Source organism: Salinimicrobium soli (assembly GCF_048323655.1).
GTDB lineage: Bacteria > Bacteroidota > Bacteroidia > Flavobacteriales > Flavobacteriaceae > Salinimicrobium > Salinimicrobium soli.
The window spans coordinates 205557-218690 of record NZ_JBLUWW010000003.1; the positions used below are offsets into that span (position 1 = coordinate 205557).

The window sequence follows — 13134 nt, forward strand, 5'->3', positions numbered from 1 at the left end:
ATATTTAGACATTGAAAAAGCGGCTTTTTGGGTCGCTTTTTTATTTTACTTTCTCAAGGCAATTATTTTGTTTCCTGAAACCTGCAATAACACGGCAATGCTCATCACCAGGGCACACCCGGTAAAATTCAGCCAGAGGTAAGGCATGATATCGAGGAAGTAAATCCCGATAATAATGGCCTGGGTGATCAAAGCAGCTATAAATACTGAATGACCTCTTACATATTTGATGAAAAACGCCAGCAGGAAAATTCCCAGTACGTTCCCGTAAAAAATGGATCCGATAATATTTACAAGTTGTATCAGATTATCAAAAAGGTCAGCTATGCTGGCCACCAGGATTGCAAGGATTCCCCACCCCAGAGTGAACCATTTTGATGCTTTTACAAAATGTTCTTCAGAACGCTGCCCCACATTCCTTTTGTATAGATCAATCACGGTGGTTGAAGCCAGCGCATTAAGTTCTGATGCGGTGGAAGACATGGCAGCTGAAAGGATCACTGCCAGCAATAATCCAATTAATCCCCGGGGCAAATTGTTCAGGATGAAGTGAATGAAAACGTAGTCTTTATCATTTGTTTCTACGGTCTCATCAGCCTGTGAAATAATTTCAACAGCTTTTTCTCTTTTTTGGATCTCTGCAGCATTGAGATCAAGCATTTCCTCTCGGAATTTATCTTTTTCGGCTGTAGAGAAATCAGCGGCACGGGCGTACAGTAAGGATTTTTCCTGCTTCTCGCTTTGTATCTCCTTCAGGTCGTCCTGCAACTTTTGATATTCGGGTTGATATTGAGATTCGGAAACTGCTTTGGTCGCCGCCGGATTGAAATTCAGAGGGGAATAATTGAACTGGTAAAAAACAAAGACCATCACCCCAACCAGCAGGATGAAGAATTGCATGGGCACTTTCAGCAGTCCGTTGAAAATAAGTCCCAACTGACTTTGTTGCACCGATTTTCCGGAGAGATATCGCTGCACCTGACTCTGATCTGTTCCGAAGTAGGAGAGCATAAGAAAGGTTCCTCCAATAATTCCGCTCCAAAAGGTATATCTGTTATCCAGATCCAGAGAAAAATTTAAAACATCCAGCTTTCCACTTGTTCCGGCTATTTCCAGGGCCTTTGTAAAACTGATCTCCTCGGGTAAATACTGGATGATCAAAATAAAAGCGGTGACCATTCCGAAGAAAATAACCGCCATTTGCTGTTTTTGGGTAACATTTACAGCCTTCGTTCCGCCGGATACGGTATAAATAATGACCAGAACGCCGATAATAACATTAAGCGTGGTCAGGTTCCATCCCAAAACTGCTGAAAGTATGATGGCCGGAGCAAAAATGGTAATTCCGGCAGAAAGTCCGCGCTGGACCAGGAACAAAAGTGCTGTCAGAGTTCGGGTTTTTCGGTCGAACCTGCCTTCAAGGTATTCGTAGGCGGTATATACTTCGAGCCGATAATAAATAGGGATGAACACAAGGCAGATGATCACCATGGCAATGGGGAGCCCAAAGTAGAACTGCACAAAGCCCATTCCGCTGTGAAAAGCCTGGCCGGGCGTTGATAAAAAGGTAATGGCACTGGCCTGTGTTGCCATGACCGAAAGGCCAACGGTCCACCACTGCGCCTCATTACCGCCACGAATGTAATCCTGCACGTTTTTGCTACCCTTCGTTTTCCACGAGCCATAGGCCACAATGAACACCAGCGTACCAATAAGAATGATCCAGTCTATTAGCAGCATATCAGGTGAAATAGGTCATTAGCAGGTAAAAAAGAAAAATATAAACGGCATTGGCCACCAGGACAATGGTGTACGATTTTTTCCAGTGGTATTTCTTCGGAAGATTCATCAGTTGGAAGCCTTTTTTGAAGCTGAAGCGTTGCTATCTGATTTTCCCAAAGAGAGTAGGTTGGCGAACAATCTGAATGCACCCGGTACTCCCGCAGGAAATTCTCTGAAGAAACTCAGCCCTGTATACACGTAATAACCTTTTCCATAAGGAGCGATCAAAAGACTTCCGGAAGTAGGTGCCTCTCCGGGATCGCTCATTGAAAGCAGCGGAGTGAATTCTGTTCCCCATTCATCCGGAAAATATAGTCCGCGTTCCTGTACCCAGCCCTCAAAATCTTTGGGACTTATCTTGTTGGGAGAGTTGAGCACCGGATGTTCCTGGTTTAGTAATGTTACTGTAGCGTTCTCGTCGGTAACCCTGTCACGGGAAAGTTTTAATGGATAAGGTGCGAGATCATCAGTGACCAAACCGCGACTGGTATTGTACTGCACCACCAGGTTTCCTCCCGCTTTGACGTAATCGAACAGTTCCTGTTGCTTATGTTTTAATGCTGCTACCGTATTGTAGGCTCTGATGCCGATGACAACAGCGTCATATTTCTTCAGATAAGATGGAGAGATCTCTTCGGGAGCAATCTTTTCTACCTTATAACCAATTTGTTCCAAGGCTTCGGGAACCACATCTCCTGCGCCTTCAATATAACCTATCAGATTTCCTCTTTTTTGGATATCCAGTTTCACCAGTTTCGTTTCAGCAGGAAGGACCAGGGTTTGCAGTGGAATGTGTTCATAATCAAGCTGCACTACTTGCTTGGAATATTCCTTTCCGCTGACTGTTGCCACCGGCTTAAATACTGCTGTACTTTGAAACTTAGGGGCAGTAACGGTGAAATTGAAAGTTTGTGATTCTCCTTTGATCAGAGGTCCAAATGTGTAAGTTACCGGCTCGATCTGCCAGTCGGCTACTTTTGCGATCCTCAGACTTCCGCTTACCGAATCCCTCAAAGCAGTTAAGGTCACCGGAACAACTTTTGAAGCTCCATTTGCATAGATCAACACTTCGGAATCCATCGCTAATGAAACCTGCGGAACGATCTCAAACGGTAGATAAACTTCTCCTTTCACGGGATCATTTCTTTTGTAGACGATCGTCCTGCGGAAAGGAACATCCACACCGTCAAACGCAATACGGAATTCGGCTTTATATTTCCTCGGAGTTTCGGGTTGGCCAATGAGTTCATCTTCATTCACGGCATACATTCCCAAACTACCTTTTTTCCGTAGCCAGTAAGGACTGGTAAATTCCTCATTTTCCGTTATTCTGAAATTCAGGCTACCGTTCCAGGATTGGTTTTCCTGAAGGCTTGTAGTCGGATTGATACCTTCTTTTACAGGCAATGCGGAAACCGATTTGAGTTCCATCGGTTGTGAACTTCGATTTATAGCTTCCAATCTTAGTTTAACAAATTCCCCCGGGGTGGCCAGTGGGGCTTCGGCGACGGCTTCCATGTATAGGCCGGCGCAGGCCGCAATGATCTCCCGAATTTGCTCCGATTTGATCTTTCTCCAGTGTTCGTTTTCCAGGTTTTCAATTAACTGATAAGCTTTTACCAGGTCAGGAAGGCTGGCTGAAGGATCTTTAAAATTGAAATCCTTTTCTACTTTGTACAGAATGTCTCCGATTTCCTTTCCGCCTTTGATCCTGCTCCAGGTGGTATTGATACCCGCGAAAAGATCTTCACTGTCTTCAGGCTGTTGTCCTCCAATTAGTTCGATGTATTCCGGCTCTTTTCCGCGGGAACCTGTGCTGCCAAAGCCCTGTGAGCGGTGCTGACTGCGGCTGAGGGAGGCGATCTCTGTGTTTGACATGCCCGTCAAAGGATCGTAAACTCCGGTATCGAATTCCAGAAAATTAGATTTATCGGCCGCTTCAAATGCTTCACGGGAATCGTAGAACCAGGGAGAGGTGTTAAAAAATAGCTTTTTTGGCTGCCATGTTCCCAGTTCTTTAGCCTGATTCGGAAATACCGATGGGTCTCCCGACACTTCAAATGCTTTAGTACTTAACAGGGCTGAGGAAGTGTGATGACCATGGGTTTCACCTGCAGAACCTGCATTGAATCTATTGATAATAACATCAGGTTGAAAGTTGCGAATGGTTCGCACCACATCTTTCAGGATCTCCTCCTCATTCCAGATACTTAAAGTTTCTTCCGGATTTTTGGAATATCCGAAGTCGTTGGCGCGGGTAAAGTATTGTTCTCCTCCATCAATTCGGCGGGCTGCCAGTAGTTCCTGGGTTCGAATTACGCCGAGTAATTCTCTCAGCTGTGGCCCTATCAGGTTTTGACCCCCATCACCGCGCGTCATTGAAAGATAGGCGGTGCGGGCATGTAATTCATTGCTTAAATAAGAGATCAGGCGGGTGTTCTCATCATCGGGATGAGCAGCAACATACAAGGCAGATCCTAAAAAGTTCAATTTCTTGATCTCCCGGTAAATTTCCGAAGAATTAAGTTTTTCAGGTTGCTGTGCATGAAGGCCTGTAAACAGGAGAATAAAGAATAAGCAAAACAGCTTGCGCATGATGTAATTACTTTTGATACTTTTCAAATATAAAAAGATTCCCTTCTTAAGTCGGACTTTTAGATCCTTTTGTTAAAGCGCATCCTTACCTTCGTCTGTAGCGTAGTCTTTTTCGATCAAAGAAACCGCTTTTTGGAGGATAAGGTTGTTGGGATACGTGATGAGTTCACCATCCATAGTACGCAGGTGAAGGTGGAAAGCCTTGATATCTTCAATGACCGCCTCAACCGGAAGGTCCTTGTCGTGGATCTTGATCTTGCTGCCTATCTTATACGGAAAGGAGAAGAAAAGGATGATCCCTGCAGTAATATTGCTGAGGATTGACCAGATAGCAAACATGGCCACCCCAATAATGGCGAAAGCCGAAGAGAAGATAAGGGCCAGATCGGCAGCGCCATAGCCCCACGTGAGGGCCAGAAGAAAGATGGCTATAATGGTAATGAGAATATTGATGTACTTAAACATCAGTTTTATTCGGGTTACGTGCAGGTCACTTTGATGACCGATACGCTGAGCAGTTTTTTTCAGGATCTTTTGAATGATGAATAAAACCAGTATAACTACAAAGGTGTAAATGATCTGGTGGGTGTATCCAAAAAAAACTTCTTTCATGATTAATTGGGTTTCAGCAAAGATACTATTCTAAAATGTGAATTTATTCAGCTATCTCCAGAAGCGTTTGATAAACGAGATGGGTGGGCAGGCCTACCACATTGAAATAACTGCCCTCAATATGCTCCACCCCTATGAGACCTATCCATTCCTGGATCCCGTAAGCTCCGGCTTTGTCAAAAGGACGATAAGTGTCAATATAGAATTTGATCTCATCGTCTGAAAGCGGACTAAAGGTAACGCGGGTAATGGCATGCACAGTTTTCTGCTTTTCAGAAGTGGTAAAACATACAGAAGTGATCACCTCGTGAGTCTTTCCGCAGAGAGAACGTATCATTTCCAGCGCCTGTGCAGGATCTTTCGGTTTCTCAAGAGCCTTGCCCTCATGCCATACAATGGTGTCGCTGGTAATGAGGATATCGTTGGTGTTAAGATCTTCCTTAAAAGCTTCGGCTTTTAGCTCTGCAAGAAAATTAGTGATCTCCACTCCCTGCAGCTCGGTTGAATATTCTTCTTTAACAGGTTTAAGCCTGATCTCGAAATCAATTCGCAGGTCCCTGAAAAATTGTTGCCTCCTGGGGGAGGCTGAAGCTAAAATTATATGGTGATCTTTAAGAATGTCCGGTAGCATAATTTTTATAAAATGAACCGGTACAACCCGATGGAAACCAATCCTGCAAACAGGATCAGCTTTAATAGCAGGCTTAGGTGCCGGTAATGTTTCTTTGTTTCGGCCTGTAACAGCTTTATCATAAAATAGAGCAGGGGCGCAACCACCAATAACAGCGCATATAAAACTGCGGCCGTATGTTCAAAGAGGTATTCGTAAATATAATAAAGAACGCCCGCCAAAGGAAGTATGCTTAACAGAAATATGAGATTATTGGTACGCTTTCTACCTAGAATCACGGGCAAAGTTTGATATCCGGCCTTGTAATCTCCCTGTATATCTTCCTGGTCTTTGATTACTTCCCGAAGAAAATTCAATAAGAAAGCGAAGATCCCGTAGTCGACAAGGATCGAAAATATTACCCGCTGCGTGCTGCGGTTCTGCGGATTAATTGCCGGAACGAGGTCAAAGATCCCCACCATCACAATTATCATGGCCACCATGATGCTCACAACCAGGTTTCCCACCAGTACAGTTCCTTTGATCTGGGTAGCGTAGAAATACAAAAAAGCAGAAGGGATAATGAACAGCGCAGTAAACGATGGCCTTCCTACGAGGTTGGACAGGTAGAAACCGATCCCAACCCCGAGAATATTGAGTGCGATATACCAGTTATAAGCTGCTCTTTCTGAAATTTTGGTGCCAATAATAAGTTTTTCCGGTTTGTTTATGCTGTCAGTTTCCAGATCATGAAGATCGTTGATAATATTTCCGGCGGCAGCCAAAGCCATCATGGAGATCACTAGTAATGAAAATCCAATCCACCCTAGACTCACCGCAATGTTGAAAGGTTCGAAAAGAAAATACTTCACCAAAAATTGAGTCAGGAAGATCATAAGAAGGTTCGGCCATCTGATGAGCTTCAAAAAGGGGATTATTGCCATGGTTTAAGCTGAAACAAATTTGAGTCCGATAATAGAGCAGATGAGGGTGAATAAAAAGAATAACCTCCAGAAATGGACTGGTTCTTTGAAGATAAAAATTCCTATTAGAACGGTTCCGAAAGCGCCAATTCCGGTCCATACCGCGTAGGCGGTACCTATGGGAAGTGTTTGAGTGACTTTATAGAGTAAGGTCATGCTGATGCTAAGACAGGCGAAGAATCCTAACATCCAAAAAAGGGAAATTTGGCCACTGGTTTCCCGGGCCTTTCCCAGGCAGGTTGCAAATCCCACTTCGAATAATCCGGCTATTATGAGAAGGATCCAATTCATTATTCTTCCATCCAGGTCCCCTGGACTTTCATTACCTGTTCAATAACATCACGAACGCAGCCTTTTCCTCCTTTTTTGTGGGAAATATACCTGGAGATCTCTTTGATCTCAGGCACTGCGTCTTGTGGACAACAGGGTAGTGCTACTTTTTGCATCGCGTAATAATCTGGAAGGTCGTCACCCATGTATAGCACCTCTTCAGGCTTGATATCGTAGATGTCAAAGAATTCTTCCATTTGTTCCACCTTATCGGGGCAACCGAGGTAAATATCGGTAAGCCCGAGACCTCTCAGACGATGTCGTACTCCTTCGTTATTCCCTCCGGAAATAACACAAACAGTAAGGCCCTTAGACATGGCATGTTTCATTGCATATCCGTCTTTGATGTTCATGGTGCGCAGCAGGTCTCCGTTAGTGCTGATTTGAATAGAGCCGTCAGTAAGGACGCCGTCTACATCAAAAATGAAAGTGGTGATCTTTGAAAGGAATTCTTTATAGTTCTTTTCCATGGAATTTTTGAATGGCATGTGTTAGTAGTTCGTAGATCTTTTTGTTTTCAGGATCGTTTAATTGCTCCAGGTGAGCTGTAATGGTAGTTCTGTCATTGCGAATAGCGGGTCCCGTCTGTACTTCAGCAGGAGAAACATTCTGAATTTTTGCGGCAGTTTCTTTTATCAGCGGCTGCAAGATCTCAAATGGAATCTCATTTTCCCTGCAGATCTTTTCTCCCACCGCGTAAAGGTGGTTGACGAAATTGCATACAAAAACTGCTGACAAATGTATCTTTTTTCGCTGGGCCGAAGAGATCTCATAAGCCTTTCCGGAAATCTCAATTGCCATTTTTTTTAGCAGTTCCAGATCTTCAGAACTGTTAGCCTCGAGGCAAAAAGGAATTTCAGAATAGTCCAGAGTTTTTTCTTTAGAAAAGGTCTGCAGCGGGTAGAACACCCCTCTGCGGGAACATTTTTGAAGCATATCCATTTCAACAGCGCCCGAGGTATGTGCAACAAGAGCGGTGCAATTTTCCAGTTTTTCGGCAACTTCAGGAATGGCATCGTCCTTAAGAGCGAGCAGGTAAACATCAGCCGGAGCCAGTTCTCCCAAAGATGTAGTTACTGCAGTGGTTTCTTTAAAAGTTTTAAGGCTTTCTTCGGAATGATTGTAGACCTGGACAACGTTTACCTCTTTTGAAGCGCTAAAGGCTTTAAAAAGGTGAGTTGCAACATTTCCGGTACCCAGCAGGACAAGATCTATCATGCGGCTAAATTATTAAAAAAAATCACCACTCCTTTTGCTGCACCCTGTTTCCTGAAATACTGGTCCTAAAAAAATCCTAAAACATTAAAAATGCTTACTTTTGCCCCGTTTAAAAACGCAATCCTCCATGCAAAAGAAAATAGCATCTGTTCTCTTTTCCACCCGTTTAATGGCCGTTCTCTTTGTTGTTTTTGCCGTGGCCATGGCTTTGGGAACATTCATCGAAAACTGGTACAGCACCGCAACTGCAAAAGTCTGGATCTATAATGCCCTCTGGTTTGAAGTAATAATGGCTCTTTTTGTAGTCAATTTCGCCGGAAATATCGTGCGATATAAACTTCATAAAAGGGAAAAATGGTCTTCCTTGCTGCTGCACCTGGCCTTCATCTTTATTTTGATCGGGGCTTTTATTACCCGGTACATTAGTTATGAAGGGATGATGCCAATACGGGAAGGCGCTACAGAAAATACCTTTCTTTCAGAAAAGACCTATCTCACCACCTTAATGGATGGAGAGATCAATGGCGAACCAAGGAGGAGGGAAGTGCCTTTTGAAGTACTTCTTGCACCGGGAGCCAATAATGAATATTCATTTGATACCGATTTTAATGGACAACCTGTCAAGTTCGAGATCCTGGAGTACATACATGGAGCCGAAGAAGGTTTGATCGAAGATCCGCAGGGAGAAAATTACCTGAAGATCGTGGAAGCCGGTGGCGGTAACCGTCATGATCATTACTTAAAAGAAGGGGAGGTGACCAGTATCCACAATGTGCTGTTCGCCTTTAATAAATTTACAGAAGGGGCTATAAATATCATTTTAGAGGATGGAGAGTACAAGATATCTTCTCCCTTCTCGGGATCTTTTATGCGTATGGCAGACAGGCTGGAGGGGCAGGTGCAGGAAGACAGTACCCAAACTTTAATGCTCCGCTCTCTTTATAACCTTGGGGGAATGCAATTTGTGTTGCCTGAACCTGCAGTGAAAGGAAGATACGGAGTGGTTCCTACTGAAGAAAAAAGCCAGGGACAACAGGATGCCGTAAAAGTGCGGGTATCTACAGCCGGCGAATCTGAAGTGGTGAGCCTGCTGGGAGGAAAAGGTATAATTCAGGATCCAAAAATGCTGAAATTAGGAGGTCTTGAGATCTTCGTGAAATACGGCTCCAAAGAATTGGAATTACCATTTTCAATTAAACTGAACGATTTCATAGCCGAAAAATATCCGGGTACCGAAAAAAGCTATTCTTCCTTTAAAAGTAAGATCACTGTTATTGATGAGGATAAAAGTTTTCCTTACGAGATATTTATGAACCACGTTCTGGACTACGAAGGTTATCGCTTTTTCCAGGCATCTTTTGATCCCGATGAAAAAGGAACAGTACTTTCCGTAAACCACGATTTCTGGGGAACCTGGATCACTTATATTGGCTACACATTGCTGTACATAGGGCTGTTATGGATCTTGTTTGACAGAGGTTCCCGTTTTGGAGAACTTAAAAGAATGTTGAAGAAGGTGAAGAAAAAGAAGGCGAAGCTCACTGCTGCCATTCTGGTATCTTTCCTTTCTGTTACCGGTTTTGCTCAGGAGCAGGAGCATCAGCATGAGAATTCTCCCATTGCAATTTCTAAAGAGAAGATAGATTCTATTATCAGGGCCAATGTGGTTCCTGAAGAGCATGCTGCCGACTTCGGAAAGCTGGTCGTGCAGGATGCCGGCGGAAGAATGAAACCTGTCAACACCTATTCTTCGGAATTACTTCGGAAACTAAGCAAAAGTGATTCTTACGAAGGATTGACAGCAGACCAGGTGATCATGTCAATGACCGAAAATCCGACGCTTTGGTACAATGTTCCTTTGATCAACGTAAAAAGAGGGAACGACAGCATCAGGCATATTGCGGGAGTTTCCGAAGATCAAAAGTACCTGGCACTCACCAGTTTTTTTGATACAGAAGGATATTATAAGTTGAGTCCGTACCTGGAAAGTGCTTATCAGGCTGCGGTTCCGAACCAATTCCAAAAAGATTTTATTGATACAGACCAGAAGGTAAATCTCCTTTACAATGCGTTGCAGGGAAAAGTGCTGCGTATTTTCCCCATTCCGGGAGATGAGAACAATAAATGGGCTTCGTATCCGGAGGCTGCTGAAGCAGGATTTAAAGGAATGGATTCGCTGTACACTCAACAGATCTTTCCACTTTACTTCAGTGCGCTTCGCGAGGCTAGAAAGACCGGAGACTACGAAAAAGCCAATGAATTCCTGGAAAGTATCAAAGGCTTCCAGAGAAAATTCGGAAGTGAAGTAATGCCTTCTGAAAGAAAGATCGAGACCGAGATCCTTTACAATGAGTATGATGTCTTCAGAAACCTTTTTTGGATGTATATGCTCGCAGGGGTAGTTATGCTGTTCTTTGTGATCATTAATATTTTTAAGGACAATAAGACCATCCGAAGCCTTATTGGCTTGAGCACCATTGCCATTGTTGCCTTCTTTGTGCTGCACACCGCAGGACTGGCCGCTCGTTGGTACCTTTCGGGCCATGCGCCCTGGAGTGATGCGTATGAATCGATGATCTATGTAGCCTGGGCCACAATGCTATTCGGACTTCTCTTCGGAAGAAAAAGTGATCTTACTCTGGCATCAACTGCCTTCGTGACTTCGATGATCCTGATGATCGCTCACTGGAACTGGATGGATCCTTCAATAGCTAACCTGCAACCTGTACTGGATTCTTACTGGCTAATGATCCACGTTTCTATTATTGTGGCGAGTTATGGGCCATTTACCCTGGGAATGATCCTGGGGCTGGTGTCTCTCATTTTGATGATCCTCACCAATCATGATAATAAGAAAAAGATGGATCTCACTATTAAAGAGATCACCATAATTACCGAAATGGCTTTGACTGTAGGTTTAGTTATGCTTACCATCGGGAACTTCCTTGGAGGGCAATGGGCCAACGAAAGCTGGGGCCGTTACTGGGGATGGGATCCAAAGGAAACCTGGGCCTTGATAAGTATTATGGTCTATGCCTTTGTGATCCACATGCGACTTGTTCCAGGATTACGAAGCAGATGGTTGTTCAACTTTATGGCTGTAGTGTCTTTTGCGAGTATTATGATGACTTATTTTGGAGTGAACTTCTATCTCTCAGGGTTGCACTCTTACGCAAGCGGGGATAAAGTGATCACGCCTAATTTTGTGTATTATTCAATTGGGATCGTGGGCTTGCTGGGTATCTTTTCTTATTACCGATTCAAAAAGTTCTATAAAAAAGGAAACAGGAATCGGCTTACTGAAGATTTTCTGAAAAAGAAAAAGAAGAAAAAGAAACTGAACCCTGATCAATAAAAAGAAAATCCTGCCATGTGGCAGGATTTTTCCTTTTTAATATCATGTTGGACTAGGCGGGCCTGCCCATCTTTCCATTCTGGAAATCCTCGTAAGCCTGATTAATTTCTTCAACCGTGTTCATCACAAAAGGACCACGGGCCACGACAGGTTCATTAAAGGGCTCTGAATGACCAAAAAGCACCACACTGTCTGCCAAAGCCTCTATGCGCAGCTGCTCGTCATCATTGTTGAATTCCACGAGTTTTAGAGAATGAATATTTTCTCCATTGATCCTGATCTCTCCCCGAATTACGTAACACAGTATATTGTGTGACTTTGGAACCCGTGTGGAAAAAACGCCTCCCGACTTAAAGAAGAGAGTGCTGAGGTGAATTTCGCTAAGGGTTTCGAAAGCACCCCGGCGGTCACTTAAACTTCCGGAAATGACCTGTGCTGTCACCTTCCCGTCGTCAAAAGAAACCTGCGGAATTTCCCCTTTTTGAAGACCCTTGTAAAAAGGATCGGTCATCTTAAGTTTGGCAGGTAAGTTGACCCATAACTGCAGGATCTCCAGATCCCCTCCTTCTTTCAGAAATTTTTCTGAAGATACTTCAGAATGAATGAGTCCGCTGCCTGCAGTCATCCATTGTACACCACCGCTTTCGATCACGCTCTTGTTGCCTCCAGAATCTTTATGAGCAATGTCACCGTCGAGAATAAAAGTCACTGTTTCCATCCCACGATGCGGATGTGGACCAAAAGGTAGTCCGCGGTTGCCCGGTGGATATTTTTGTGGCCCGTGGTGGTTGAGGAACAGGAATGGATCTATCATCCGCAGGTTTGCGGTGGGCATGGGGGAATATGTCTTCAGATCGGCAATAGGCCTGTATTCAGCTTCATAAATATTCCGGATAGTTCTCATAAAGAGTGATTTTTAGTCCTTATTCCGCACGTAGATCAGCTTGTATTTACCACCGCGCTGATTCTCCCGCGATTCAATTTCAAATTTATCTATGGAATTGATCATAGGCGTAAGCTTCTGAAATCCGTAATTACGGGAGTCAAAGTTAGGCTGCTTCTTTTGAAGGAGGCTTCCCACGTCTCCCAGAAATGCCCAGCCGTCATCATCGGCAACATCAGAAATGGTAGAGGCAATTAGTTTTACCACTTTTGGAGTGATCTTGTCGTAATCGCTTTTCTTGGTCTCCTTTTCCTTACTACTTTCTTTGGTCTGTTGTTTCAGGATCTCAATATAGATGAACCTGTCACAGGCAACAATAAATGGATCGGGAGTTTTCTTTTCTCCAATTCCAATAACGTTCATACCGGCTTCACGGAGTCTTGTGGCCAGGCGGGTGAAATCACTGTCACTGGAAACGAGACAAAATCCGTTAACTTTTCCTGAATATAGAATATCCATCGCGTCAATAATCATGGCAGAATCTGTCGCATTCTTACCCTGAGTGTAGCCATATTGCTGAATAGGGGTTACTGCATTTTCCAGCAGCACATTTTTCCATTTTACAAGGTGTGGTTTGGTCCAGTCACCGTAAATTCTTTTTATCGTGGGGTTGCCGTATTTGGCGATCTCTTCCATCATTTCCTTTACATAGGCAGAAGGAATATTGTCGCCGTCAATTAATACCGCTAATCGTGTATCCATGTAA

General features: G+C 43.8%; 11 protein-coding genes. 1 reads left to right on the plus strand and 10 read right to left on the minus strand.

Annotated features, from left to right (window positions below; translation table 11 throughout):
- Nucleotides 1–45 precede the first annotated feature (45 nt).
- The 8 genes from ACNORC_RS10430 to ACNORC_RS10465 form a co-directional block, all read right to left on the minus strand.
- Nucleotides 46–1740 (minus strand): sodium:solute symporter family protein, encoded by a 1695-nt coding sequence (locus ACNORC_RS10430; protein ID WP_418335580.1) that lies wholly within the window; start codon nucleotides 1738–1740, stop codon nucleotides 46–48.
- Between the two features lie 108 nt (nucleotides 1741–1848).
- Nucleotides 1849–4377, minus strand: a complete 2529-nt coding sequence (locus tag ACNORC_RS10435; protein WP_418335581.1) for a PIG-L family deacetylase — start codon at nucleotides 4375–4377, stop codon at nucleotides 1849–1851.
- Nucleotides 4378–4449: 72 nt separating this feature from the next.
- Nucleotides 4450–4989, minus strand: a complete 540-nt coding sequence (locus ACNORC_RS10440) for a mechanosensitive ion channel domain-containing protein (protein ID WP_418335582.1) — start codon at nucleotides 4987–4989, stop codon at nucleotides 4450–4452.
- Nucleotides 4990–5032: 43 nt separating this feature from the next.
- On the minus strand, nucleotides 5033–5620 hold the full coding sequence (locus ACNORC_RS10445; RefSeq protein WP_418335583.1) for a Maf-like protein: 588 nt from the start codon (nucleotides 5618–5620) through the stop codon (nucleotides 5033–5035).
- A 5-nt stretch (nucleotides 5621–5625) separates the two neighbouring features.
- Nucleotides 5626–6543 carry a geranylgeranylglycerol-phosphate geranylgeranyltransferase gene (locus ACNORC_RS10450; protein WP_418335584.1) on the minus strand — a complete coding sequence of 306 codons (918 nt, stop codon included), beginning with the start codon at nucleotides 6541–6543 and terminating at the stop codon, nucleotides 5626–5628.
- Between the two features lie 3 nt (nucleotides 6544–6546).
- Entirely contained in the window at nucleotides 6547–6873 is a 327-nt protein-coding gene (locus ACNORC_RS10455; RefSeq protein WP_418335585.1) for a DMT family transporter, read from the minus strand.
- Nucleotides 6873–7382 carry a KdsC family phosphatase gene (locus ACNORC_RS10460; RefSeq protein WP_418336162.1) on the minus strand — a complete coding sequence of 170 codons (510 nt, stop codon included), beginning with the start codon at nucleotides 7380–7382 and terminating at the stop codon, nucleotides 6873–6875. Before ACNORC_RS10460 ends, ACNORC_RS10455 begins: the two co-directional genes overlap by 1 nt.
- Nucleotides 7366–8130 carry a Rossmann-like and DUF2520 domain-containing protein gene (locus ACNORC_RS10465; protein WP_418335586.1) on the minus strand — a complete coding sequence of 255 codons (765 nt, stop codon included), beginning with the start codon at nucleotides 8128–8130 and terminating at the stop codon, nucleotides 7366–7368. Before ACNORC_RS10465 ends, ACNORC_RS10460 begins: the two co-directional genes overlap by 17 nt.
- 127 nt (nucleotides 8131–8257) lie before the next feature.
- On the opposite strand from ACNORC_RS10465, the gene ACNORC_RS10470 reads away from it, so the two are divergent.
- Nucleotides 8258–11485, plus strand: coding sequence for a cytochrome c biogenesis protein (locus tag ACNORC_RS10470; protein WP_418335587.1), 3228 nt, complete (start codon nucleotides 8258–8260; stop codon nucleotides 11483–11485).
- 52 nt (nucleotides 11486–11537) lie between these two features.
- Here the strand turns inward: ACNORC_RS10470 and ACNORC_RS10475 are convergent, their stop codons facing one another.
- Together ACNORC_RS10475 and ACNORC_RS10480 are read right to left on the minus strand one after the other, a co-directional pair.
- Nucleotides 11538–12389, minus strand: coding sequence for a pirin family protein (locus ACNORC_RS10475; protein ID WP_418335588.1), 852 nt, complete (start codon nucleotides 12387–12389; stop codon nucleotides 11538–11540).
- Between the two features lie 12 nt (nucleotides 12390–12401).
- Nucleotides 12402–13130, minus strand: coding sequence for an NYN domain-containing protein (locus tag ACNORC_RS10480; RefSeq protein WP_418335589.1), 729 nt, complete (start codon nucleotides 13128–13130; stop codon nucleotides 12402–12404).
- Nucleotides 13131–13134 lie beyond the last annotated feature (4 nt).

What these genes read in the sequence shown, in the direction of transcription:
- ACNORC_RS10465 (WP_418335586.1), bottom strand. Translation starts at nt 8,130, where the DNA reads ATGATAGATCTTGTCCTGCTGGGTACCGGAAATGTTGCAACTCACCTT.
- ACNORC_RS10480 (WP_418335589.1), bottom strand. Translation starts at nt 13,130, where the DNA reads ATGGATACACGATTAGCGGTATTAATTGACGGCGACAATATTCCTTCT.
- ACNORC_RS10440 (WP_418335582.1), bottom strand. Translation starts at nt 4,989, where the DNA reads ATGAAAGAAGTTTTTTTTGGATACACCCACCAGATCATTTACACCTTT.
- ACNORC_RS10435 (WP_418335581.1), bottom strand. Translation starts at nt 4,377, where the DNA reads ATGCGCAAGCTGTTTTGCTTATTCTTTATTCTCCTGTTTACAGGCCTT.
- ACNORC_RS10455 (WP_418335585.1), bottom strand. Translation starts at nt 6,873, where the DNA reads ATGAATTGGATCCTTCTCATAATAGCCGGATTATTCGAAGTGGGATTT.
- ACNORC_RS10450 (WP_418335584.1), bottom strand. Translation starts at nt 6,543, where the DNA reads ATGGCAATAATCCCCTTTTTGAAGCTCATCAGATGGCCGAACCTTCTT.
- ACNORC_RS10460 (WP_418336162.1), bottom strand. Translation starts at nt 7,382, where the DNA reads ATGGAAAAGAACTATAAAGAATTCCTTTCAAAGATCACCACTTTCATT.
- ACNORC_RS10475 (WP_418335588.1), bottom strand. Translation starts at nt 12,389, where the DNA reads ATGAGAACTATCCGGAATATTTATGAAGCTGAATACAGGCCTATTGCC.
- ACNORC_RS10470 (WP_418335587.1), top strand. Translation starts at nt 8,258, where the DNA reads ATGCAAAAGAAAATAGCATCTGTTCTCTTTTCCACCCGTTTAATGGCC.
- ACNORC_RS10430 (WP_418335580.1), bottom strand. Translation starts at nt 1,740, where the DNA reads ATGCTGCTAATAGACTGGATCATTCTTATTGGTACGCTGGTGTTCATT.
- ACNORC_RS10445 (WP_418335583.1), bottom strand. Translation starts at nt 5,620, where the DNA reads ATGCTACCGGACATTCTTAAAGATCACCATATAATTTTAGCTTCAGCC.